The organism is Pseudorhizobium tarimense (assembly GCF_022968135.1).
Lineage (GTDB): Bacteria > Pseudomonadota > Alphaproteobacteria > Rhizobiales > Rhizobiaceae > Neorhizobium > Neorhizobium tarimense.
Genome location: NZ_JALJRA010000001.1, coordinates 366,738 through 388,207, shown reverse-complemented (window position 1 = coordinate 388,207; position 21,470 = coordinate 366,738). Strand labels below are relative to the sequence as shown.

General features: G+C 62.9%; 17 protein-coding genes and 1 pseudogene. 13 read left to right on the top strand and 5 right to left on the bottom strand.

The features are described from left to right. The first annotated feature begins 70 nt into the window (after nucleotides 1–70). Genes hisS through MUU54_RS01940 form a run of 4 tightly spaced genes read left to right on the top strand, consistent with a single transcriptional unit; the run spans nucleotide 71 to nucleotide 4,011 of the window. Complete coding sequence (hisS, locus tag MUU54_RS01955; RefSeq protein WP_247242327.1) at nucleotides 71–1,585, top strand: histidine--tRNA ligase; 1,515 nt, start codon at nucleotides 71–73, stop codon at nucleotides 1,583–1,585. Between the two features lie 2 nt (nucleotides 1,586–1,587). After that, nucleotides 1,588–2,709, top strand: a complete 1,122-nt coding sequence (locus tag MUU54_RS01950) for an ATP phosphoribosyltransferase regulatory subunit (RefSeq protein WP_247242326.1) — start codon at nucleotides 1,588–1,590, stop codon at nucleotides 2,707–2,709. Then, on the top strand, nucleotides 2,706–3,416 hold the full coding sequence (gene hisG / locus MUU54_RS01945; protein ID WP_247242325.1) for an ATP phosphoribosyltransferase: 711 nt from the start codon (nucleotides 2,706–2,708) through the stop codon (nucleotides 3,414–3,416). Before MUU54_RS01950 ends, hisG begins: the two co-directional genes overlap by 4 nt. Beyond that, nucleotides 3,409–4,011 carry a class I SAM-dependent DNA methyltransferase gene (locus MUU54_RS01940; protein ID WP_247242324.1) on the top strand — a complete coding sequence of 201 codons (603 nt, stop codon included), beginning with the start codon at nucleotides 3,409–3,411 and terminating at the stop codon, nucleotides 4,009–4,011. The genes hisG and MUU54_RS01940 overlap by 8 nt, the downstream gene beginning before the upstream one ends. A 65-nt stretch (nucleotides 4,012–4,076) precedes the next feature. Here the strand turns inward: MUU54_RS01940 and MUU54_RS01935 are convergent, their stop codons facing one another. From MUU54_RS01935 to groES, 3 genes are all read right to left on the bottom strand, one after another. After that, nucleotides 4,077–4,532: a DoxX family protein gene (locus MUU54_RS01935; RefSeq protein WP_247242323.1), complete on the bottom strand. Its 456-nt coding sequence runs from the start codon at nucleotides 4,530–4,532 to the stop codon at nucleotides 4,077–4,079. Nucleotides 4,533–4,751: 219 nt separating this feature from the next. After that, nucleotides 4,752–6,392, bottom strand: coding sequence for a chaperonin GroEL (groL, locus tag MUU54_RS01930; RefSeq protein ID WP_247242321.1), 1,641 nt, complete (start codon nucleotides 6,390–6,392; stop codon nucleotides 4,752–4,754). Between the two features lie 59 nt (nucleotides 6,393–6,451). Next, nucleotides 6,452–6,748 carry a co-chaperone GroES gene (gene groES / locus MUU54_RS01925; protein ID WP_062553120.1) on the bottom strand — a complete coding sequence of 99 codons (297 nt, stop codon included), beginning with the start codon at nucleotides 6,746–6,748 and terminating at the stop codon, nucleotides 6,452–6,454. Between the two features lie 253 nt (nucleotides 6,749–7,001). On the opposite strand from groES, the gene MUU54_RS01920 reads away from it, so the two are divergent. The 4 genes from MUU54_RS01920 (at nucleotide 7,002) to MUU54_RS01905 (ending at nucleotide 13,388) form a co-directional block, all read left to right on the top strand. Further along, nucleotides 7,002–7,850: a TIGR01459 family HAD-type hydrolase gene (locus MUU54_RS01920; protein ID WP_247242320.1), complete on the top strand. Its 849-nt coding sequence runs from the start codon at nucleotides 7,002–7,004 to the stop codon at nucleotides 7,848–7,850. 9 nt (nucleotides 7,851–7,859) lie between these two features. After that, the gene (locus MUU54_RS01915) at nucleotides 7,860–8,840 is read left to right on the top strand and encodes a bifunctional riboflavin kinase/FAD synthetase (RefSeq protein ID WP_247242319.1); all 981 of its coding nucleotides are present in this window, start codon (nucleotides 7,860–7,862) and stop codon (nucleotides 8,838–8,840) included. A gap of 796 nt (nucleotides 8,841–9,636) precedes the next feature. Further along, on the top strand, nucleotides 9,637–12,630 hold the full coding sequence (gene ileS / locus MUU54_RS01910) for an isoleucine--tRNA ligase (RefSeq protein ID WP_247242318.1): 2,994 nt from the start codon (nucleotides 9,637–9,639) through the stop codon (nucleotides 12,628–12,630). A gap of 137 nt (nucleotides 12,631–12,767) precedes the next feature. Next, a complete protein-coding gene (locus MUU54_RS01905) occupies nucleotides 12,768–13,388 on the top strand; it encodes a hypothetical protein (protein WP_247242316.1) in 621 nt (206 codons plus the stop codon). 9 nt (nucleotides 13,389–13,397) lie between these two features. Here MUU54_RS01905 and MUU54_RS01900 read toward each other — a convergent pair whose 3' ends face one another. Beyond that, entirely contained in the window at nucleotides 13,398–13,853 is a 456-nt protein-coding gene (locus tag MUU54_RS01900; RefSeq protein ID WP_247242315.1) for a nucleoside deaminase, read from the bottom strand. A 149-nt stretch (nucleotides 13,854–14,002) separates the two neighbouring features. Here MUU54_RS01900 and MUU54_RS01895 point away from each other — a divergent pair. The 3 genes and pseudogenes from MUU54_RS01895 to MUU54_RS01885 all read left to right on the top strand — a co-directional run. Continuing rightward, nucleotides 14,003–15,898, top strand: a pseudogene (locus MUU54_RS01895) (pseudouridine synthase); the annotation flags it as partial. Nucleotides 15,899–15,907: 9 nt separating this feature from the next. Beyond that, a complete protein-coding gene (gene rsmD, locus MUU54_RS01890; RefSeq protein ID WP_247242412.1) occupies nucleotides 15,908–16,468 on the top strand; it encodes a 16S rRNA (guanine(966)-N(2))-methyltransferase RsmD in 561 nt (186 codons plus the stop codon). Nucleotides 16,469–16,478: 10 nt separating this feature from the next. After that, nucleotides 16,479–17,357 (top strand): patatin-like phospholipase family protein, encoded by an 879-nt coding sequence (locus tag MUU54_RS01885; protein WP_247242314.1) that lies wholly within the window; start codon nucleotides 16,479–16,481, stop codon nucleotides 17,355–17,357. Here MUU54_RS01885 and MUU54_RS01880 read toward each other — a convergent pair. Next, nucleotides 17,354–19,156: a monovalent cation:proton antiporter-2 (CPA2) family protein gene (locus MUU54_RS01880; protein WP_247242313.1), complete on the bottom strand. Its 1,803-nt coding sequence runs from the start codon at nucleotides 19,154–19,156 to the stop codon at nucleotides 17,354–17,356. The genes MUU54_RS01885 and MUU54_RS01880 overlap by 4 nt on opposite strands. A gap of 101 nt (nucleotides 19,157–19,257) precedes the next feature. Between MUU54_RS01880 and MUU54_RS01875 the strand changes: the two genes are divergently transcribed. Together MUU54_RS01875 and MUU54_RS01870 are read left to right on the top strand one after the other, a co-directional pair. Continuing rightward, nucleotides 19,258–20,604: a TldD/PmbA family protein gene (locus MUU54_RS01875; protein WP_247242312.1), complete on the top strand. Its 1,347-nt coding sequence runs from the start codon at nucleotides 19,258–19,260 to the stop codon at nucleotides 20,602–20,604. Nucleotides 20,605–20,606: 2 nt separating this feature from the next. Continuing rightward, nucleotides 20,607–21,413, top strand: a complete 807-nt coding sequence (locus MUU54_RS01870) for a 3'(2'),5'-bisphosphate nucleotidase CysQ (RefSeq protein ID WP_247242311.1) — start codon at nucleotides 20,607–20,609, stop codon at nucleotides 21,411–21,413. Nucleotides 21,414–21,470: the final 57 nt, after the last annotated feature.

Here is a 21,470-nt window from a genome sequence, read left to right as displayed (position 1 = left end):
CTCCCATCCTCTAAGAAACCGCACACGAAATTCGCCCCTTTCCGGGGCCGCTGGCAGTGGACATCCGATCATGAGCGACAAGCAGAAGAAACCCCAGAAACTGAAGGCCCGCTTGCCGCGTGGCTTCGTCGATCGCTCGGCCGCCGATATCCATGCCACCAACGAGATGATCGCCAAGATCCGCGAGGTCTACGAGCGATACGGTTTTGATCCTGTCGAGACGCCGCTCTTCGAGTATACCGATGCGCTCGGCAAATTCCTGCCCGACAGCGACCGCCCGAACGAGGGCGTCTTCTCCCTACAGGACGATGACGACCAGTGGATGAGCCTTCGCTACGACCTGACGGCGCCGCTCGCCCGCCATGTCGCGGAAAACTTCAACGAGATCCAACTGCCCTTCCGCACCTACCGCGCTGGCTATGTCTTCCGCAACGAAAAGCCGGGCCCCGGCCGCTTTCGCCAATTCATGCAGTTCGACGCCGACACGGTCGGGGCGCCGGGCGTTCAGGCCGATGCCGAAATGTGCATGATGATGGCGGATACTATGGAAGCGCTTGGCATCAAGCGCGGCGATTATGTGATCCGGGTCAACAACCGCAAGGTTCTGGATGGCGTGATGGAGGCAATTGGCCTTGGCGGTGACGATAAGGCGGGGCAGCGTCTGAATGTGCTGCGCGCCATCGACAAGCTAGACAAGTTCGGTCCGGAGGGCGTCAAGCTCCTGCTCGGCGAAGGCCGCAAGGATGAGAGCGGTGACTTCACCAAGGGTGCGGGACTGAATGCCGCGCAGATCGACAAGGTTCTCTTCTTCGTCGGCATCAAGGACTACGCGGAGAGCGCCGGCCAACTCGGTGAACTCGTGGCGGGCACCGCCAAGGGCGGCGAGGGCGTGGGCGAGCTTAACACGATCGGCGCTCTGGCCGCCGAGGCTGGGTACGGACCGGATCGCGTCAAGATCGACCCCTCTGTCGTCCGCGGTCTCGAATACTACACCGGCCCCGTCTTCGAAGCCGAACTCACCTTCGACGTCACCAACGAAAAGGGCGAAAAGGTCGTCTTCGGCTCGGTCGGCGGTGGCGGTCGTTATGACGGTCTCGTCTCCCGCTTCATGGGTCAGCCGGTGCCAGCCACCGGCTTTTCCATCGGTGTGTCGCGCCTCATGACGGCGCTGAAGAACCTCGGCAAACTCGGCCAGGACGAGGTTCTCGGGCCCGTCCTCGTCACCGTCATGGATGGCGATGTGGAAAGCATGGGCCGCTACCAGCGCTTCACGCAACAGCTGCGCGCCGAAGGCATCCGTGCCGAAATGTACCAGGGCAACTGGAAGAAGTTCGGCAATCAGCTGAAATATGCCGACCGCCGCGGCGCCCCGATTGCCATCATCCAGGGCGGCGACGAGCGGGCTGAAGGTGTAGTGCAGATCAAGGACCTGATCGAGGGGAAGCGGTTGTCCGGCGAGATCGAGGACAACGCCACCTGGCGAGAGGCGAGGGTAGCGCAGGAGACGGTGCCGGAAGCCAATCTCATCGCCAAGGTGAAGGAGATCCTGGCGGCTCAGGCGGAAGACCGTCGGCGGGAAGGCTGACCATGCCGCTGATCGACATGCCGGAGTTTTCCGGCGAGCTGCTGGAGGAGTTCGAACGCCGCCGGACGGTGCGGGTCAACACGCCGGTCATTCAGCCGGCAGAGCCCTTCCTCGACATGGCGGGCGAGGACCTGCGCCGCCGCATCTTCCTGACGGAAAGCGAAACGGGCGCCAGCCTCTGCCTGCGACCAGAATTCACCATCCCCGTCTGTCTGCGCCACATCGAAACCGCCACCGGCACGCCGAAGCGATATTCCTATCTAGGGGAGGTCTTCCGCCAGCGGCGAGAGGGCGCACACGAGTTCTATCAGGCCGGCATCGAGGATCTGGGTGAAGCCGACATCGCCAGCGCGGACGCCCGCGCAATCGCCGATGCCTTCGGCATCCTCTCCCGCCTTCTGCCCAGCCGTCCTCTGACCGTTACCTTGGGGGATCAGGCCGTTTTCGAAGCGGTCGTCAAGGCGCTCGGCCTGCCCCTCGGGTGGCAGAAGCGGCTGATCCATGCCTTCGGCGACATGGCGCATCTTGAAGCCCTTCTCGAACGGCTTGCTCGGCCGCAGCCAGTAGCGGGACTGGACCCCGAGATCGCCTTGCTGCTCGCCTCCGGAAACGAGGATGAGCTTGTGGCACGGATCGACAGCACCATGCAGGCAACGGGCTATTCCACGAATGCCAGCCGCTCCCCGCTCGAAATCGCAAGGCGGCTGAGGGAGAAACGCACACTCGCCCAAACGCAGCTCGATGGCGGCGCGTTGCTCCTGCTGCGCGAGTTCCTCACGTTGCGCCTGCCGCTATCGCAAGCCTCCGCAGCGCTTGCTGGGTTCGCCGATGCCGCCGGTCTGAAGCTCGGTCCGGCGATCGCGCAATTCGACGCCCGGGTGGCGGCGCTCTCCGTTATTGGCGTTGATCTCTCCGCCATGACCTATCGCGCCGCCTTCGGCAGGCCGCTCGATTACTACACCGGCCTCGTCTTCGAGGTGACGGAGGAGGGAGGCTCGGCCGTATTGGCCGGCGGCGGTCGCTTCGACCGGCTTCTGACGCTGCTCGGCGCAAAGGATCGCATTCCTGCCGTCGGTTTCGCGCTTTGGCTGGACCGGATCGAAACGGCGAGGGAAGCTCAATGACCCTTACCATCGCACTACCCTCTAAGGGGCGGATCAAGGACGGAACCGTCGAGATCTTCGAGCGCGCCGGTCTTGGCATTACCAGCATCGGCAATGACCGGTCTTATCGGGGGCGGCTGGAAGGCGTGGATGGCGTCGAGATTGCCTATCTCTCCGCTTCGGAGATCGCCCGTGAACTGGCAGCCGAGACTGTGGATTTTGGCGTGACAGGGGAGGATCTGGTTCGCGAAGGGATGCCCGGTGTCGACGAAAAGGTGGAGTTCTGCGCCCGGCTTGGCTTCGGTCAGGCGGATGTGGTTGTCGCAGTGCCGGAGATCTGGCTCGACGTCGAGACGATGGCGGACCTCGGCGATGTCGCCGCAGATTTCCGCGCCCGTCACGGCAGGCGGCTTGCGATCGCAACGAAGTACTGGCGCCTGACCCAGCAGTTCTTTTCCCGCCAGCACGGCATCCAGCTCTACCGCATCGTCGAAAGCCTCGGCGCGACCGAGGGCGCACCGGCCGCAGGGCAGGCCGATATCATCGTCGACATTACCTCGACCGGCTCGACGCTGAAGGCCAATCACCTGAAGGTGCTGACCGACGGCGTGATCCTGAAGAGCGAGGCCTGCCTTGTGCGCGCCCGCAAGCCGGAGCATAATGCGGACCCACGGGTCGAGCAGATCGTCCGTGCAGTGAGAGCGGTCACGGGCGGGAGTGATGGCTGAGGATGAAGACGTCATCGGGCTCTACGAGCGCCACGCGCTGGCGTTCGATCATTTGCGCGGGAAGAACCTCTTCGAGAGACCGTGGCTGGACCGCTTCGCCGCTCTCCTACCGGCCAACGGGACGGTACTCGATCTCGGTTGCGGCGCCGGAGAGCCGCTCGCCGCGCACTTGATCGCTCGCGGCTTTCGCGTGACAGGAGTGGATAGCTCACAAAGCATGATCGATCTCTGCCGGCAGCGCTTCCCGCGAGAGCAGTGGATCGTCCGCGATATGCGTAGGCTGCCGCCGGGGCGAACCTTTAACGGCATCCTTGCCTGGCACAGTTTCTTCCACCTGAACCCCGCCGACCAGCGGGAGATGTTCCTGATCTTTGCCTATCTCTCGGCGCCGGGTGCAGCGCTGATGTTTACAGCCGGGCACTTCGCCGGTGTCGCTATGGGCGAGTTCGGCGGCGAACCGCTCTTTCACGCCAGCCTCGATCGCGAGGAATATGCGACACTGCTCGAAGAGAACGGTTTCCGGATCGTCTCTCGAGTGACGCAGGATCCGGAGTGCGGTGGCGCCACCGTCTGGCTGGCGCAGCGCCGCACCTAGCAAAGAAAGAGGGCGCCGGACCGGCTGGTCCAGCGCCCCGTCCTTGGGAGGACTTAAGGTCGGGCTTAGGCGGCCACTGCGACGGTGCCGCTGCGGCGGGCGTCAAGCGAATAGGCACCGGCACCGGCTGCAGCGAGTGCCAGGAAGCCGCCCGCGATCGTCAGGTTCTTCATCATCATCAGGCCGTTGAACATCGTCAGCATGCCATTGGCAGCTTCCGGGAAGTCAGGCACGTTGATGGCGCCGGAATGGAAGACCAAACCGGTAAAGACGGTGAAGGCGGCAAGCAGGATCGCGGCGATGCGCGCCTCAAAGCCGACGATCACGGCAAGGCCGGCCAGCAACTCGAAGAGACCGGCAAGATAGGCAAGACCTGTCGCGGCCGGGAAGCCGGCACCGGCAATCATGCCGGCGGTACCGGCGGGATCAACGAGCTTGCCATAGCCGGACATGATGAACATGGCCGACAGAAGAACGCGGCCGGCGAGAAGCAGAAGGTTGTTGGTGGTGGTGTTGGTCATAGGAATAACTCCAGATTGGATCGGCTGTCAGGGCATCGAATTCTGGAGGAAAGATGCCGCATCCATTGCCATTCTGAAAGATGAACAATTGGCAACGGATTGTCGTCTTTGAGTGAACGGTGACGCTTCACCCTATTGGCGAATATCAGAAAAGGGCGGCCCGAAGACCGCCCTTCCCGAAACTGAACCGGATGGCTCAGATGTGAAGACCCGAAGGTCTTACATCATGTCCATGCCGCCCATTCCGCCCATGCCGCCAGGCATGCCGGCCGGAGCGTCCTTCTTCGGCAGCTCGGCGACCATGGCTTCCGTCGTGATCAGCAGCGAGGCAACCGAAGCTGCGTTCTGCAGGGCCGTGCGAACAACCTTGACCGGGTCAACGATGCCCATGGCGATCATGTCGCCATATTCAGACGTCTGAGCGTTGTAGCCGAAGTTCTCTTCGTTCTTGTCGAGGATCTTGCCGACAACGATTGAAGCTTCGTCACCAGCGTTGGTGGCGATCTGGCGAACCAGCGACTGGAGCGCACGGCGAACGATGTTGATGCCGGCTTCCTGGTCGTCGTTCTCGCCCTTGGCAGCGATCTTCGTGGACGAACGGAGGAGAGCGGTACCACCACCCGGGACGATGCCTTCCTGAACGGCAGCGCGGGTCGCGTTCAGAGCGTCGTCGATGCGGTCCTTGCGCTCCTTGACTTCGACTTCCGTGGAGCCGCCAACGCGGATAACGGCAACGCCGCCAGCGAGCTTGGCAAGACGTTCCTGCAGCTTCTCGCGGTCGTAGTCCGAAGTGGTCTCCTCGATCTGCGCCTTGATCTGAGCAACGCGACCTTCGATGTCGGTCTTCTGGCCAGCGCCGTCGACGATCGTGGTGTTTTCCTTGGAGATCGAAACCTTCTTCGCACGGCCGAGCATGTCGAGCGTGACGTTTTCGAGCTTGATGCCGAGGTCTTCGGAGATGACAGTGCCGCCCGTCAGGATGGCGATGTCTTCGAGCATGGCCTTGCGGCGGTCGCCGAAGCCAGGAGCCTTGACGGCAGCGATCTTCAGACCACCGCGCAGCTTGTTGACGACGAGCGTTGCAAGAGCTTCCCCTTCGACGTCTTCAGCAATGATGAGGAGCGGCTTGCCGGACTGAACGACGGCTTCCAGAACCGGCAGCATCGCCTGAAGGTTCGAAAGCTTCTTTTCGTGCAGCAGGATGTACGCGTCGTCAAGATCAGCGACCATCTTCTCCGGGTTCGTCACGAAGTAAGGCGACAGGTAGCCGCGGTCGAACTGCATGCCTTCGACGACTTCGAGTTCGGTTTCGGCGGTCTTGGCTTCTTCGACGGTGATGACGCCTTCGTTGCCGACCTTCTGCATCGCTTCAGCGATGTCACGGCCAACCTGGGCGTCGCCGTTTGCGGAGATCGTGCCGACCTGGGCAACTTCTTCCGAAGTCGAGATCTTCTTGGCCTTCGCCTGCAGGTCACGAACGACTTCGGCAACGGCGAGATCGATGCCGCGCTTCAGGTCCATCGGGTTCATGCCGGCTGCAACGGCCTTGTTGCCTTCGCGAACGATCGCCTGGGCAAGAACTGTTGCAGTGGTGGTGCCGTCACCGGCGATGTCGTTGGTCTTCGAAGCAACTTCGCGGACCATCTGGGCACCCATGTTCTCGAACTTGTCTTCCAGTTCGATTTCCTTGGCGACCGATACACCGTCCTTGGTGATGCGCGGAGCGCCGAAAGACTTGTCGATGATGACGTTACGGCCCTTCGGACCGAGGGTCACCTTCACTGCATCTGCGAGAACGTCGACGCCGTGCAGCATCTTTTCGCGCGCGGTGCGGCCAAACTTGATTTCTTTAGCTGCCATTTTGTTGACTCCTGAAGAGGGTTGTCAGCGATAATTCAGTGGAAGCAGTCGGCTTAGAGTCAGCCGATGATGCCCATGATGTCGGCTTCCTTCATGATCAGAAGGTCTTCGCCGTCGAGCTTGACTTCCGTACCGGACCACTTGCCGAACAGAACGCGGTCACCGACCTTGACGTCGAGTGCGACGATCTTGCCGGACTCGTCACGCGCGCCGGAGCCGACGGCGACGATTTCGCCTTCCTGCGGCTTTTCCTTGGCGGTGTCCGGAATGATGATGCCACCCTTGGTCTTGGCTTCAGACTCGACGCGGCGAACGACGACGCGATCGTGCAGGGGGCGGAAATTGGTGCTTGCCATTGTCTTGTCCCTCGATCAAATGACACGGACAGGTCTTTCGAGACCCGTATGGGGGGTGCTAGCACTCCTCGATGAAGAGTGCCAACAGGCGTCGAGATAAGGGGGCGCCGGTCGCGAGTCAAGAACGGCATCTCGAAATCAATCCGAAATTTGGCTCCGTCCAAAGCCGGCCTGGTGGTGCGGCTGAAACTTCTTGCACTCCAGAGAAAGCTTTGCGATGTCAGCGCCTCCAGATACCAGCTCGGAAGCAGGCATGGCCAAGCGCATCAGCACCCTCAGCGAGATCACCGGCAATTACGACGTCGTCCTCTCCGATGTCTGGGGGGTCCTCCACAACGGCGTCGATGCCTTTCCGGATGCCTGCGAAGCGCTGGCAGAGGCCCGCAAGGCGGGCGTGACGGTAGTCCTGATCACCAACTCTCCTCGTCCTTCCCCGGGCGTGATCAGTCAGCTGCGCCTCCTGGGCGTGCCGGACGAGGCCTATGACCGCATCGTCACCTCCGGCGACGTGACGCGACACCTGATTGCCGAAGGGCCGAAGAAGGTCTTCCTGCTCGGGCCGGAGCGCGACATGCCGCTGTTCGACGGACTGGATGTCGAAGTCGTCGGAGCCGATGCAGCAGACGCAATCGTCTGCACCGGCTTCTTCGACGATGAGAAGGAAGTCCCGGAAGATTACCACGACATGCTGGACGCGTTCCAGAAGCGCGATGTCCCGTTCATCTGCGCCAACCCGGATCTCGTGGTAGAGCGCGGCCATCGCATCATTCCCTGCGCCGGCTCCGTCGCCGCCTATTACGAGCAACTCGGCGGCCAGACGCGGATCGCCGGCAAGCCCCACACACCGATCTACGAGGAAGCGCTGGCCTTTGCCCGCCAGACCCGCGGCGAATTTGCCAGGGATCGTGTTGTTGCCATCGGCGACGGCATGCCGACCGATGTGCGGGGCGCGATTTCTCAAGGGCTGGACCTTCTCTATATCAGCGCCGGCATCCACGTAAACGAGTACACGATCAACGGCGAGATCGACGAGGCGGTGATGAACGGCTGGCTCGAGCGCGAAGGCGCGGCACCCCAGTGGTGGATGCCGAGACTCGCTTAAGGCTCGCTCATGACCCTGTTTCACCGCAACGAGAAGAAAGAGCCTCTGCCGGGCCACCTGAAGGGCGGCGTGGTCGCGATCGGCAACTTCGACGGCGTCCATCGCGGCCATCTCAGCGTTCTCGACAAGGCGCTCTCGCTTTCAGGATCGAAGGGCGTTTCGGCGCTGGTACTGACCTTCGAGCCGCATCCGCGCACCGTCTTTCAGCCGGACCAGCCCGTCTATCGGCTGACGCCGGCACCGCTGAAGGCGCGGCTGCTGGAGGCCGCGGGCTTTCATTGCGTCATCGAATATCCGTTCGACCCCCAATTCTCGCAGCGATCGGCCGAGGACTTCGTTCAGTCGGTCCTGGTCGGCTGGCTTGAGGCTTCCGCTGTGGTCACCGGCTTCGACTTCCACTTCGGCAAGGGGCGGGAAGGTGGACCCGCCTATCTGATGGCGGCGGGTGAACAACTTGGCTTCACTGTCAGCCTCGTTGACGCCTATCGTGACGAGAACGCCGACGTCATCTCCTCGAGCCGTATCCGGGACCTGCTCGCCGAAGGCGACGTCGTCGCGGCGGCCGGGCTGCTCGGCTACCGCTACACCGTGGAAGCAGAGGTCGTCGGCGGCGAGAAACTCGGCCGCACACTCGGCTATCCCACCGCCAACATGGCCCTTGCGCCGGAAACGCAGCTCAAGGCCGGCGTCTATGCCGTCCGCTTCCGAACGGAAGATGGCGCCCTTCACGATGGTGTCGCAAGCTACGGCCGCCGTCCGACGGTCACCGAAAACGGCGCGCCGCTCCTTGAAACCTATCTCTTCGACTTCTCCGGCAATCTCTACGGTCAGACGTGCTCCGTTTCCTTCTTCGGCCATCTGCGCGACGAGCTGAAGTTCGACGGTCTGGACCCGCTGGTCGAGCAGATGAAGCGTGACGAGGAGGAGGCGCGGGCGCTTCTTGCCGGCGTCCGGCCGCTGGGTCAGCTCGACAGCCGGATCGTTTTCTAACGCCCATTAGAGCCTTTATGAAGAGCCTGCGTCCTTCAGTATCGAGAGTTGGCAGTCTTCCGACTTTGCAGGTTGCGCGGCACAAGAAGTATCTTGCCCGTATCGCAGACTTCCACTTCTCATGCGAGCCCTTGGCATTCTTGATGTAGTGGAACCCGAGCTCGGAGATAATATCGCGAACGAGCTTGTAGTAACCATCCACAATCAGGCGGCGACTGCAGGTTCGGCAGGCCCCGGCCATAGGATGGCGGGAATGAGGTCCTTCATCGGCGTGCCTGTCACATCTGTATCCGTCATGTGGTTTCCAACGATGAGGTCGACGGCAGTGTCGAAGATAACCTCCTCAAAGCTGTCGATTGACGGAGCCTCGTGATATGAAGACCTTCGATGTCGCTCTCGGAGTAGAAGGTTTTTGCCTCCTCATCCCAATGCGCCTAGATGAAAAAAGCCCTTTTCATTCCGCTCTCCTGAGAGACCAAGAAGGTCACCACGACTGAGGTTATGATGGATGGGGCAAGGGTACAACATCCCAGAGCCCACGCTCTCTGTCTGTGGCGAGGGCAAAGGACCGCCTCCACCCGCCTACCTCTTCCTTTCGTGCGCGAAACCTCGTAAAGACGCGGGCCATGACACACTGCCTGCCGGCCCGCTTCATACGAATTACCGGCCCGGCCTTCCGCGCCGCTTGAAGCCAGGCGTCCGGAAGGTCCGGGTTTTTGGCGCTCCCACGCGCTTCCGCCACCGAATTCTCTTTATCCGGATGCGCCCGACCGGCGCCAGAGACGATTGCCTGATCATGACCGATACCGCCGAAAAGCTCGACTACTCGAAGACCCTCTACCTGCCCGAAACCGACTTCCCGATGCGCGCCGGCCTGCCGCAGAAGGAGCCGGAGATCGCGGCGAAGTGGAAGGAGATGGGGCTCTACAAGAAGCTGCGTGCCTCCGCTGCGGGACGTGAAAAGTTCGTCCTCCACGACGGCCCTCCCTATGCCAACGGCCACATCCACATCGGTCACGCGCTGAACAAGGTGCTGAAGGACGTCATCACCCGCTCCTTCCAGATGCGCGGCTTTGACTCGAACTACGTGCCCGGCTGGGACTGCCACGGCCTGCCGATCGAATGGAAGATCGAGGAGAAGTACCGCGAGAAGGGCAAGGACAAAAACGAGGTTCCGATCAACGAATTCCGCAAGGAATGCCGCGAGTTTGCGCAAGGCTGGATCGACATCCAGTCCGACGAGTTCCGCCGCCTCGGCATCGAGGGCGATTTCGACAATCCCTACACGACCATGGCCTTCCACGCGGAAGCCCGCATCGCCGGCGAACTTCTGAAGATCGCCATGAGCGGGCAGCTTTATCGCGGCTCCAAGCCGGTCATGTGGTCGGTCGTCGAGCGTACCGCTCTGGCGGAAGCGGAGGTCGAGTATCACGAGGTCGAAAGCGACACGATCTGGGTGAAGTTCCCGATCCTTCGGAGCGTTGAGCCGGGCGCGCTGGACAGAGGAGACGGCTTCCGGCAGGCTGTCAGCGCCCAGAACGCCGAGGGCGGTTCTCTCGGTGACCTTCAAGGCGCCTTCGTCGTCATCTGGACCACGACGCCTTGGACGATCCCAGGCAACCGTGCGATCGCCTACTCACCGAAGGTCCAGTATGCACTCTACGAGGTGACGGAAGCAGATAACGACTTCGGCCCACGGCCGGGCGAGAAGCTGGTCTTTGCGGAAAACCTCGCAGAGGAGTCATTCAAGAAGGCGAAGCTGCAGTACAAGAAGCTGCGTGGTGTCGCCGCTGGGGAGCTTGGCCGGCTGTTGTGCGGGCATCCGTTGCGGCAGCTGGGCGGAGGATATGAATTCCCGGTTCCGCTGCTGAGTGGCGACCATGTTACTGACGATGCCGGCACCGGTTTCGTTCATACGGCACCTTCCCATGGGCGCGAGGACTTCGACGCCTGGATGAGCAGCATCAAGCAACTAGAAGCGCTTGGCATCGACACCAAGATCCCGTTCCCGGTCGATGACGCCGGCTTCTACACCGAAGACGCCCCCGGTTTTGGCCCTTCGGCTGAAGGCGGTGCTGCTCGCGTGCTCGACGACAACGGCAAGAAGGGCGATGCCAACAAGCGCGTCATCGAAGCGCTGATCGAGTTTAAGCAACTGTTTGCCCGGGGTCGCATCAAGCACGACTATCCGCATTCCTGGCGCTCCAAGAAGCCGGTGATCTTCCGCAACACGCCGCAGTGGTTCGTCTACATGGACAAGGACCTGAGCGACGGCACGACGTTGCGTACCCGTGCGCTCTCGGCCATAGACGACACCCGCTTCGTGCCCGCCGCTGGCCAGAACCGCCTGCGCGCCATGATCGAGCAGCGCCCGGACTGGGTGCTGTCCCGTCAGCGCGCCTGGGGCGTGCCGATCTGCATCTTTGCCGATGCCGAAGGCAGCGTCCTGCGCGACGAAAAGGTGAATGCTCGCATTCTTGAAGCCTTCGAGAAGGAAGGCGCCGATGCCTGGTTCGCCGAAGGCGCCAAGGAGCGCTTCCTCGGCAGCGAGCATGACGGCGAGAGGTGGCAGATGGTCAACGACATCCTCGATGTCTGGTTCGACTCGGGCTCGACCCACACCTTTACGCTGGAAGACCGCCCGGACCTGAAGTGGCCGGCCGACGTCTACCTCGAAGGCTCCGACCAGCATCGCGGCTGGTTCCATTCCTCCCTCTTGGAAAGCTGCGCCACCCGTGGCCGCGCGCCCTACAACGCTGTCGTCACCCATGGCTTCACCATGGCCGAGGACGGCCGCAAGATGTCGAAGTCGCTCGGCAATACGGTTACGCCGCAGGAGGTGATGGCGCAGTCGGGCGCGGACATCCTGCGGCTCTGGGTCATGAACACCGACTACTGGGAAGACCAGCGCCTCGGCAAGACGATCATCCAGACCAACATCGATGCCTATCGCAAGATCCGCAACACGATCCGCTGGATGCTCGGCACGCTTGCCCACGACCAGGGTGAGGAAGTCTCCTATGCCGATCTGCCGGAGCTGGAAAAGCTCATGCTGCACCGGCTGTTCGAACTCGATCAGTTGGTGCGCAAGGGCTACGATGAGTTCGATTTCAAGCGCATCGTTCGCGCCTTATCCGATTTCGCCAACGTCGAACTCTCGGCCTTCTACTTCGACATCCGTAAGGACGCACTCTACTGCGATGCGCCGTCGTCGATGCGCCGTCGTGCCGCACTCTGTGTCATCCGCAAGCTATTCGACTGCCTGGTTTTATGGTTTGCCCCGATGATGCCGTTCACGGCGGAAGAGGCCTGGCTGTCGCGCGACCCGGGGGCAATTTCCGTCCACCTTCAGCAGTTCCCGGATCTCCCGGCTGGCTGGCAGAACGAGGCGATCTCGGAGAAGTGGAAGAAGGTTCGCACTGTTCGTCGTGCCGTTACCGGTGCGCTCGAAGTAGAGCGCAAAGAGAAGCGGATCGGCTCGTCCCTGGAAGCGGCTCCGGTCGTCCATATCGCCGACCCCGAGCTGATGAAGGCCCTGGACGGTCTAGACTTTGCAGAGATCTGCATCACCTCCGATATTTCCGTGATGGCGGGCGAAGGTCCGGCAGCTGCTTTCCGCCTGGAGGACGGAACGAAGGTTGCTGTCGAGCCGCAGCTCGCGGAAGGCACGAAGTGCGCCCGGTCGTGGAAGGTTACCCGCGATGTCGGTTCGGATCCGGACTATCCGGATGTCTCTGCACGGGACGCCGCCGCCCTTCGGGAGCTGACGCAGCTAGGCCGCCTGAGCTGATGAACGGCTGGCCGGATGATTGCGCTTTGGCGGATCATCCGGTACATCTGCCCGAAATTGGCCGGATTTTTCCGTCAGGCCGTGATCAGCGGGTATCTGAGGGGCGTCGAAGGACGGGCGCCGCTGGAAGGATTTTGATGAAGACGACGCATGGGTTTCGCGCCGCTTTGAGCGTGGCCGGCATCATGGCCGGGATGGTTGGCCTTACCGGCTGTATGAGCAGCCCGACCTACGGCACCGGAACCTCCGCAATGGAGCAGCTCGGTGACGACCTCGGCTCGGCCATTTCGCTAGGCGGCAGCGAGAAGCCGAACGTCAAGTACAACCCTCGCCCGGAACTGGTGGTTGCTGCCCAAGACAAGTCCCTGCCGCCGCCGCAGACCTCGCTCGCCAGCCGTGAGAACAACGCGGCTTGGGTCGAATCGCCTGAGGAGACGCGTGAGCGTTTGCGACAGGAAGCGAGCGAAAACGAGAACAATCCGCGCTACCGTTCTCCCCTGCTTGCCGGCAAGGGCAAAGCCGGGCAGATGACCGAGTCGGAGAAGTGGGAAGCCTTCCGCCAAGCCAAGCAGAACCAGGAGACGGTCGATGTTACGGCGCGTCGCCGGTCGCTGACGGACCCCCCGGCGGAATACCGTGCGGTCGATGCCGCAGCCTTAGGCGATCTCGGCGAACCTGAAACGCAGAAGGAGCGCCGCCGCAAGAAGGAGGCGCAGGCCGCCAAGCAGTCCTCCAGCTGGTGGAAGCCCTTCCAGTAGGGCGTCCTGTCAGTCCGGACGACGTGACCTGAAGAAGTCCGTGAGCAACTGCCCGGCCTCGGTTTCGGCGAGGCCGGCATAGACGTCGGGCACGTGGTGGCAGGTCGGCTGCGAAAAGAACCGAACGCCGTTGTCGACGGCACCGCCTTTTGGATCCTCCGCTCCATAGTAGAGCCTGCGGATGCGGGCAAAGGAGATCGCACCGGCGCACATCGTGCAGGGTTCGAGCGTCACGTAGAGATCGGCGCCCTTCAGACGCTCCTGGCCAAGAACGCTCGCCGCCTCACGGATCACCACGATCTCGGCATGGGCCGTCACATCCTGATCCGTCCGGGTGCGGTTTCCCGAGCGGGCGACAATCTCTCCGTCGAGCACGAGCACGGCGCCCACGGGGACTTCGCCGCGCTCCGCCGCCAGCCGGGCCTCCCGCATCGCCTCGGCCATGAAACCGTCCGTCTTCCGCATTATCGGCGATTTCCTCTTAACCCGGGTCCCGTGAACTGGTAGGAAGCAACAAACCAGCGCCTCCCGATCGTGGAGAGCCCAAGACGCACCTCAACCAACTTGAATGTCCGGATCAGTCCGTTCGACATCACGCTTCAGGCAAACAACAAATGACATCCAAAGACAAGCCGAAGCGCGGCGGAGCCAAGCACTTCGATCGCGAAACCAAACCGAAGGCCGGAGGCAAGCCAGGCTTCTCTGCCAAAGGCGGTCTGAAGCCGAGGAAGAACGACGATCGGGATGCCGACAGCCGGCCGCCGCGGAAGGTGGACGCCAATCCCACCCCGGCTGCGTCAGCAGATGCTCCAGCCAAGCCCGAGCGCATTTCTAAGCTGCTCGCTCGCGCAGGCGTCGCGTCCCGGCGGGACGTCGAGCGGATGATTATGGAAGGCCGCGTGCGCTTGAACGGTCAGGTGCTGGACACGCCTGTCGTCAATGCAACGCTGGAGGACCGCATCGAGGTTGATGGTGCCCCGATCCGCGGCATCGAGCGGACACGGCTCTGGCTCTACCACAAGCCGGCCGGCCTGGTGACGACGAATTCGGATCCGGAGGGGCGCCCGACGGTCTTCGACAATCTGCCGGAAGGCCTGCCGCGCGTGCTTTCCATCGGCCGCCTCGACATCAATACGGAAGGCCTGCTGCTCCTCACCAATGACGGCGGCCTCTCACGCGTGCTAGAACTTCCGACGACGGGCTGGCTGCGCCGCTACCGTGTTCGTGCTCACGGTGAGATCGAGCAGGCCGATCTCGACAAGCTGAGGGACGGCATCGCCGTCGACGGTGTGCTGTACGGTGCGATCGAAGCGACACTCGACCGGCAACAGGGCCGCAACGTCTGGCTCACCATGGGCCTGCGTGAAGGCAAGAACCGCGAAATCAAGAATGTTTTGGGAGCGCTCGGTCTTGAGGTGAACCGCCTCATCCGGATCTCCTACGGCCCGTTTCAGCTGGGAGACCTTCCCGAGGGTGAGGTCATCGAGGTCCGCGGCCGTACTCTGCGCGACCAGCTCGGTCCGCGACTGATCGACGAAGCCAAGGCCAATTTCGATGCTCCCGTTTACAGCGAAGGCGCAGGCGACGAGACGCCGGCACCGCGCGCCGCCCGTGCAGATGGAAAAGAAAAAAGCGGCTGGGCCAAGGACGAGCGTTCCGAGCCGCGGCGCGAGAAGCGCTCCGATCGCCCTGCCAAGCGCAGCGACGACCGGAGCTTTGGTGGCAAGGGTCAGCGCGCGGGCAGTCCGCGTGAAGACTGGGGTTTCGCCGAGGATAAGCCGAAGAAGCGTCCGCCCATGGGCACGTCCCGCACCGCCAATGTCTGGATGGCGCCAGGTGCGCGTCCAACGGCAGATGGTCAGGCAAGAAAGTCCTTCGCGCGCGCAGAAGCCGAACGGCTGTTCGACAAGCCGAAGCCGCAGAGCGAACGTCGCGTCGTGGTCAACCGCGCCGAGGACGACAGCGACTGGATTCGCGCCGAAACACCGCCCGAAAGCAGAAGCGAGCGTGGTGGGGACTTCGGCCGCAAGCGCTCGTCCGGTGATCGCGATGCTGGTCGCGGCCGCGATGGCGACAGGGCCGGCCGTTCGACCGGCGCGCGTTCCAGGCGCGAAGGCTTCGGCGGCGATCGTCCGCGCGGCGACCGCAAGCCGCGCGAGGAGGGCGACCGGCCCCGCGGCAAGTCGTTCTCCGGCGAGGGCAGGCCCGACCGCCCCCGCAGCGACCGCCCCTATAGCGACCGTCCGTCTCGTGGCGAGCGTCCGTTTTCCGACAAGCGCCGCGCCGCACGCGCTGACGGCGACCGCTCGAGGTCCGAGGGCGCGCGCGGGGAGAGGCCGGCGGGTGACCGGCCCTTCGGTGACCGCCCGCGTGGAAAGCCAACTGGCGGAAAGCCTGGTGGTGGCAAGCCCTCCGGCGGGAAACCGGGGGGTGGACGTGGCAAGCCGTCGGGTGGCGGCGGTCGCCCGGGAGGCCGCCCGTCCGGTGGCAAGCCCCGCACACCACGGGGCTAGGCCGTCATGCGGATCGTCGGTGGAGATCTCCGCGGCCGGACTTTGGCCGCACCGAAGTCAAACGACATCCGGCCGACGATCGACCGGACGCGCGAAAGCCTGTTCAACATCATCAGCCACGTTTATCCCGAGGCCTTGCAGCAGACCCGGGTGATCGATCTCTTCGCCGGCACTGGCGCTGTCGGCATCGAGGCCTTGTCACGCGGCTGCAAGGCGGCGCTCTTCGTGGAAAACAGCGTCGAGGGCAGGGGGCTGCTCTGGGAAAACATCGAGTCGCTGGCGCTGCACGGGCGCACCCGCATTCTTCGGCGCGACGCGACCAGTCTGGGGGACGTCGGCACGATCGAGCCGTTCCAGTTCCTGTTCGCCGATCCTCCCTACGGCAAGGCGTTGGGCGAGGCAGCTCTTTTCGCCGCGCATGCCGGCCGTTGGCTGGAGCCTGGAGCCCTAGCCATTCTCGAAGAGCGGGCTGACGTCCTGCCGCAGGTACATGACGTCTTTAAACCGCTCGAACAGCGGATCTTTGGTGATACCCGTATGCACTTCTTCCGCTATCAGCCTAATTGACGGCCAAGGCATGAACACCAAGCTCGCCCTTCACGAACTTCCCCGCAAGAGGAGCAGCGGCGAGCTTACCTTTGCCATCGCCTTCGGTGGCGGCGGCGCGCGTGGCCTTTCCCACATCTGTGTGATCGAGGCGCTGGACGAGCTGGGCATACGGCCTGTCGCCATCGCAGGATCGTCGATCGGGGCCATCGTCGGTGCCGCAATGGCGGCGGGGATGAGCGGCGAGGAGATCCACTCTTACACGCTGGAGACAATCGGTCCGCGCGGCACGCTCGCCAACAAGCTCTGGAGCCTCGGGCCTGCCTCCATGCGCGACACGCTCGGCGGCTTCCGCTTTGGCCAGTTCAATCTCGAGCTCGTGCTGAAGGCGCTTCTGCCGCCGCAGATCCCGCAGGACTTCGAATGCTTGCACATCCCGCTCAAGGTGACGGCGACGGATTATTATGGGCAGGCCGAGGTGGTGCTGGAATCCGGCGATCTGACGACGGCGCTGGCGGCATCGGCAGCACTGCCCGGCATCTTCATGCCGCTTCGCATCAACGGCCGCATCATGATCGACGGCGGCGTCTACAACCCGATCCCCTATGACCATCTGATGGATCTGGCAGACGTCGTCATCGGAGTCGACGTGATCGGTGCTCCGGAAGGCGACGCGTCCCAGCCGCCGAGCCGCATCGATAGCATGTTCGGTGCAAGCCAGCTGATGATGCAGTCGGCCATCGATCTGAAGCTTCGTCTTCAGCCGCCGCACATCTTCCTGCGGCCTCCGGTCAACCGCTACCGCGTGCTCGACTTCCTCAAGGCCAAGGAAATTCTCGAGCAGTGCGCAGCGGTGAAGGACGACGTGAAGCGTGCCGTCGAGGCGATATACCTTGCTGCCGAAGCCTAGTCCGCGACTTCTTCCGCCAGCGCCCCTTCGTCTTCTGCGGCCGGAGCATTCTTCGGCTTGATCAGCGGCTCGGGCTTTACCGGTCGGTTGTGCAGCATGTGCCGCCCCGCCATCAGCCCGTCCGCCGCCTGGATGAGCAGCCGCTCCTCGTCACGCTTGCGAATGTCTTCCTCGATCGCTTCGGCTTCTGCGCCGCTCATTCCGAGCGCCTCCAGTGTCTTGCGTCCGAACAGCAGGCCAGACTCCAATGTTTCGCGCAGTTCGTAGTCGACGCCGCGACCGCGAAGCGAGATCGTGTGGATTCGGTCGTAGGAGCGAACATAGAGCTTGGTTTCTGGAAATTCGGAGCGGATCAGGTCGACGATCTTGTCCGTCACTTCCCGCTTCTGAGTGAGTACAGCGACGATCTTCGCCTTCTCGATCCCCGAGGCGATGAGCACTTCCTTTCGGGTGCCGTCACCGAAATAGATGCGAAAGCCGAAGGATGCCGCCTGGCGCACGCGATCGGCGGAATCGTCGATCACCGTCACATCACGACCGCCGGCAAGCAGGATCTGCGCCGCAATCTGGCCGAAGCGCGAGAAGCCGATCATCAGCACGTCCGCGCCGGCACCCTCGAAGTCCTCGTCGAGCTCCTCATGTTCGACCTTCATAAGCCGCCGGGCGATCGTCGCGCCAAGCGGCGTCAGCGCCATCGAAAGTGTCACGATTGCGATGAGTAGCGAGGCCGTGCCGGAGGAGAGAAGCCCCGCCGCAACTGCGGTGGTGAAGAGAACGAAGCCGAATTCGCCGCCCTGCGGCAGCAGGAAGGCGATGCGCAAGGCGTCATTGTGCGGCGAGCCGAGCAGGCGGCAGAGGGCATAGGTGATGAGACCTTTGGTCAGCATAAAGACTGGCACCGCCACCAGGATGAAGCCCAACTGCTCCCAAAGAACGTCCACCTCCAGCGACAGGCCGACCGCTATGAAGAAGAGGGCGAGCAGCAGGCCGCGGAAAGGCTCGATATCCGCTTCCAGCTCGTGTCGATACGAGGACTCTGCCAGCATCACGCCGGCAAGGAAGGCCCCCATCGCCATCGAAAGACCGACGGCCTGCATCGCCGCTGCCGAACCGAGCACGATGAGGAGCGCTGTTGCGATCATCACCTCACGGGCGCCTGTCCGAGCGATCACCTGGAAGAGTGGAGTCAGCAGGTAACGTCCGGCAAGGATCATGGCCACCACTGCCCCGACCGCGACGGCGAGCCCCGTGAGGGCCGACGTCTCCGTTTCGCCGACACCGGTGGCGAGGATGCTGACGAGCGCCAGCAGAGGCACGATCGCAAGATCCTGGAAGAGCAGGATCGAAAACGAGCGTTGCCCATATCGGCTGTTCAGGTCGCCATCATCGCTTAGGATCTGCAGCGCGAAAGCAGTTGAGGAAAGGGCAAGGCCAAAGCCGATGACGAGACTGCCGCGCCATTCGGCAAGCCCGACGAGGAGGGAAAGGCCCGTCAGCACCACGCCCGTTACGACCACCTGGGCCGTGCCCAGTCCGAAAACATCGCCGCGCATCTGCCAGAGCCGCGACGGCTTCAACTCGAGCCCTATGATGAAGAGCAGAAAGACAATACCGAACTCGGCCACGTGCAGAACTTCTTCCGCTTCCGTGATCTGCTGCATCACCGGCCCGATCACGACCCCGGCCGCGAGGTAACCGAGGACGGTGCCAAGACCGAGCTTGCGGAAGATCGGAGCAGCGACCACGGCGCCCGCGAGCAGAACAAGCATCTGGGGAAAAAGCGAGCCTGACATCGTCATGGAAACAACCCTGCACCTGCACTGTTAGCGGAAGAATCGGCAAGCGAGCCTTGATGCCTTACTAGCCGCACAATAAATGGAGCGGCAACGAAAGGTACACAATGACCTCCGAATTCGACTCCAAAACTCTTCTCTCGCGCGCAGCACATCTGATTGATCTTGCAAAGGCTGCTGGAGCAGACCAGGCAGACGCCGTCGTCGTCCGCTCGCGCTCCCGATCCGTCAGCGTCCGGCTCGGCAAGGTCGAGGGAACGGAAGCCTCAGAAAGCGACGATTTCTCGCTGCGGGTCTTTGTCGGCAACCGCGTCGCCAGCGTCTCGGCAAATCCCGGCTTCGACATGAAGACGTTGGCAGAGCGCGCCGTGGCGATGGCGAAGGTTTCACCGGAAGATCCGTATGCCTGCCTCGCCGACGAAATCCATCTTGCACGCTCCTATCCGGATCTGGAGCTGTTCGATCCGACCGAAGTTCCAACCGACGATCTGCGGCAGGCCGCGCTTGAAATGGAGCAGGCGGCGCTGGATGTGGACGGCGTCCGCAATTCGTCGGGCGCAGGTGCGTCGGCGGGCATGGGTGGATTGGTTCTGGTCACCTCCCACGGTTTTTCCGGCAGCTATATGGCGACCCGCTTCGGCCGTTCCGTCAGCGTCATCGCCGGCGAGGGCACCAAGATGGAGCGCGACTACGACTTCGACAGTCGCCTCTACTTCGCCGACCTCGATGATCCGAAGACGATCGGCCGGCGTGCAGGCGACCGGGTGGTCAAGCGCCTCAACCCCCGCCAGGTGCCGACGGGCAAGAACCTCACGGTCGTCTTCGATCCGCGCATCGCGCGCGGCTTCGTCGGCCACATTGCAGGCGCGATCAACGGCGGCGCCGTTGCGCGCAAGACGAGCTTCCTGAAGGACAAGATGGGCCAGCAGGTGCTGAAGTCTGGCTTGAGCATTACCGATGACCCGCTGAAGGTACGCGGCTCCTCATCCCGACCCTTTGATGGTGAAGGTGTAAAGGGCGAGCGCATGGCGATGATCGAGGATGGCGTGCTGAAGCACTGGTTCCTCTCCACCTCGACCGGGCGTGAACTCGGCCTGCCAACCAATGGCCGTGGCGTACGCGGGGGCACCTCGGTTGGTGCCGCCTCCACCAATCTTGCGCTGGAGCCGGGCGACACTGCGCCGGAGGATCTCATCCGCAGCATCGGCACGGGCTTTTACGTAACGGAACTGATCGGGCAGGGCGTCAACATGGTGACCGGCGAGTACAGCCGTGGTGCGACCGGCTTCTGGATCGAGGACGGCGAACTCGCCTATCCCGTTTCGGAGGTGACGATTGCGTCCAACCTCAAGGACATGTTCATGCGGCTGACGCCCGCCAATGACATCGATCGAAAGTTCGGCGTCGCCTCGCCGACGATCGCCATCGAGGGCATGACCCTGGCGGGGCGATAGCCATGGACGCTCATGCAAATCGCTGGAGCGAGGATCTGGCACTAATCAGGCTCGCCGCCGCGGAAGCCGGCAAGATCGCCCTCGGTTATTTTGGAAAGGCACCGGAGGTCTGGTGGAAGAACGGCGATCGCTCGCCCGTCAGTGTCGCCGATTTTGCCGCGAACGACAAGCTGCAGGGCATGTTGCTAGAAGCCCGGCCCAGTTACGGCTGGCTTTCGGAAGAGACGGACGACGACACGGGTCGGTTGGAACGTGAGACGCTGTTCGTCGTGGATCCGATCGACGGAACCCGCGCCTTCATTGGCGGCGAGAAAACCTGGTGCGTTTCCGTTGCGGTCGTTCACCATGGCCGTCCGGTCGCGGGTGTCCTCGTAGCGCCCGCCCTGGGCGAAGAGTTCTCTGCGGCGCTTGGCCAGCCGGCGCTGAAGAACGACCAGGCGATCACGGTTTCCCACCCACAGTCGCAGGATCCTCTCAAGCTTGCCGTTGCGGAGGACGTGCTGAAGTTTGTCCAGCCGCAGCATCGGACCTCCGTTCAACGGGTGCGCCATGTGCCTTCGCTCGCTTACCGTCTCGCGATGACCGCCGATGGGACGATCGACGGGACGATCGTCAAGCGCAACTCCCATGACTGGGATCTGGCGGCCGCCGATATCATCCTGGAAAGGGCCGGCGGGCAGCTTGTCGATGCCGATGGCAGCCGGCTGGTCTACAATCGCGAGAGCGTCAAGCATGGTGTCCTTCGTGCCGGCGCGGGTCACGCTCTGGACAAGCTGCGGATGTTCATGCCAGACGATCCCACGGGTTGACCTTTGGGATCGCTTGCCGCAAGCAGGGGCCTCGGGGGGACTGGCAAAGGGTTGAGA

Bases quoted from the DNA above. Each gene is read 5' to 3' on its own strand.
- groL (WP_247242321.1), bottom strand. From the start codon at position 6,392: ATGGCAGCTAAAGAAATCAAGTTTGGCCGCACCGCGCGCGAAAAGATG.
- MUU54_RS01905 (WP_247242316.1), top strand. From the start codon at position 12,768: ATGAAGACGACGCATGGGTTTCGCGCCGCTTTGAGCGTGGCCGGCATC.
- MUU54_RS01920 (WP_247242320.1), top strand. From the start codon at position 7,002: ATGGCCAAGCGCATCAGCACCCTCAGCGAGATCACCGGCAATTACGAC.
- MUU54_RS01935 (WP_247242323.1), bottom strand. From the start codon at position 4,532: ATGACCAACACCACCACCAACAACCTTCTGCTTCTCGCCGGCCGCGTT.
- hisS (WP_247242327.1), top strand. From the start codon at position 71: ATGAGCGACAAGCAGAAGAAACCCCAGAAACTGAAGGCCCGCTTGCCG.
- groES (WP_062553120.1), bottom strand. From the start codon at position 6,748: ATGGCAAGCACCAATTTCCGCCCCCTGCACGATCGCGTCGTCGTTCGC.
- MUU54_RS01885 (WP_247242314.1), top strand. From the start codon at position 16,479: ATGAACACCAAGCTCGCCCTTCACGAACTTCCCCGCAAGAGGAGCAGC.
- hisG (WP_247242325.1), top strand. From the start codon at position 2,706: ATGACCCTTACCATCGCACTACCCTCTAAGGGGCGGATCAAGGACGGA.
- MUU54_RS01950 (WP_247242326.1), top strand. From the start codon at position 1,588: ATGCCGCTGATCGACATGCCGGAGTTTTCCGGCGAGCTGCTGGAGGAG.
- MUU54_RS01880 (WP_247242313.1), bottom strand. From the start codon at position 19,156: ATGACGATGTCAGGCTCGCTTTTTCCCCAGATGCTTGTTCTGCTCGCG.
- ileS (WP_247242318.1), top strand. From the start codon at position 9,637: ATGACCGATACCGCCGAAAAGCTCGACTACTCGAAGACCCTCTACCTG.
- MUU54_RS01870 (WP_247242311.1), top strand. From the start codon at position 20,607: ATGGACGCTCATGCAAATCGCTGGAGCGAGGATCTGGCACTAATCAGG.
- MUU54_RS01900 (WP_247242315.1), bottom strand. From the start codon at position 13,853: ATGCGGAAGACGGACGGTTTCATGGCCGAGGCGATGCGGGAGGCCCGG.
- MUU54_RS01940 (WP_247242324.1), top strand. From the start codon at position 3,409: ATGGCTGAGGATGAAGACGTCATCGGGCTCTACGAGCGCCACGCGCTG.
- MUU54_RS01875 (WP_247242312.1), top strand. From the start codon at position 19,258: ATGACCTCCGAATTCGACTCCAAAACTCTTCTCTCGCGCGCAGCACAT.
- rsmD (WP_247242412.1), top strand. From the start codon at position 15,908: ATGCGGATCGTCGGTGGAGATCTCCGCGGCCGGACTTTGGCCGCACCG.
- MUU54_RS01915 (WP_247242319.1), top strand. From the start codon at position 7,860: ATGACCCTGTTTCACCGCAACGAGAAGAAAGAGCCTCTGCCGGGCCAC.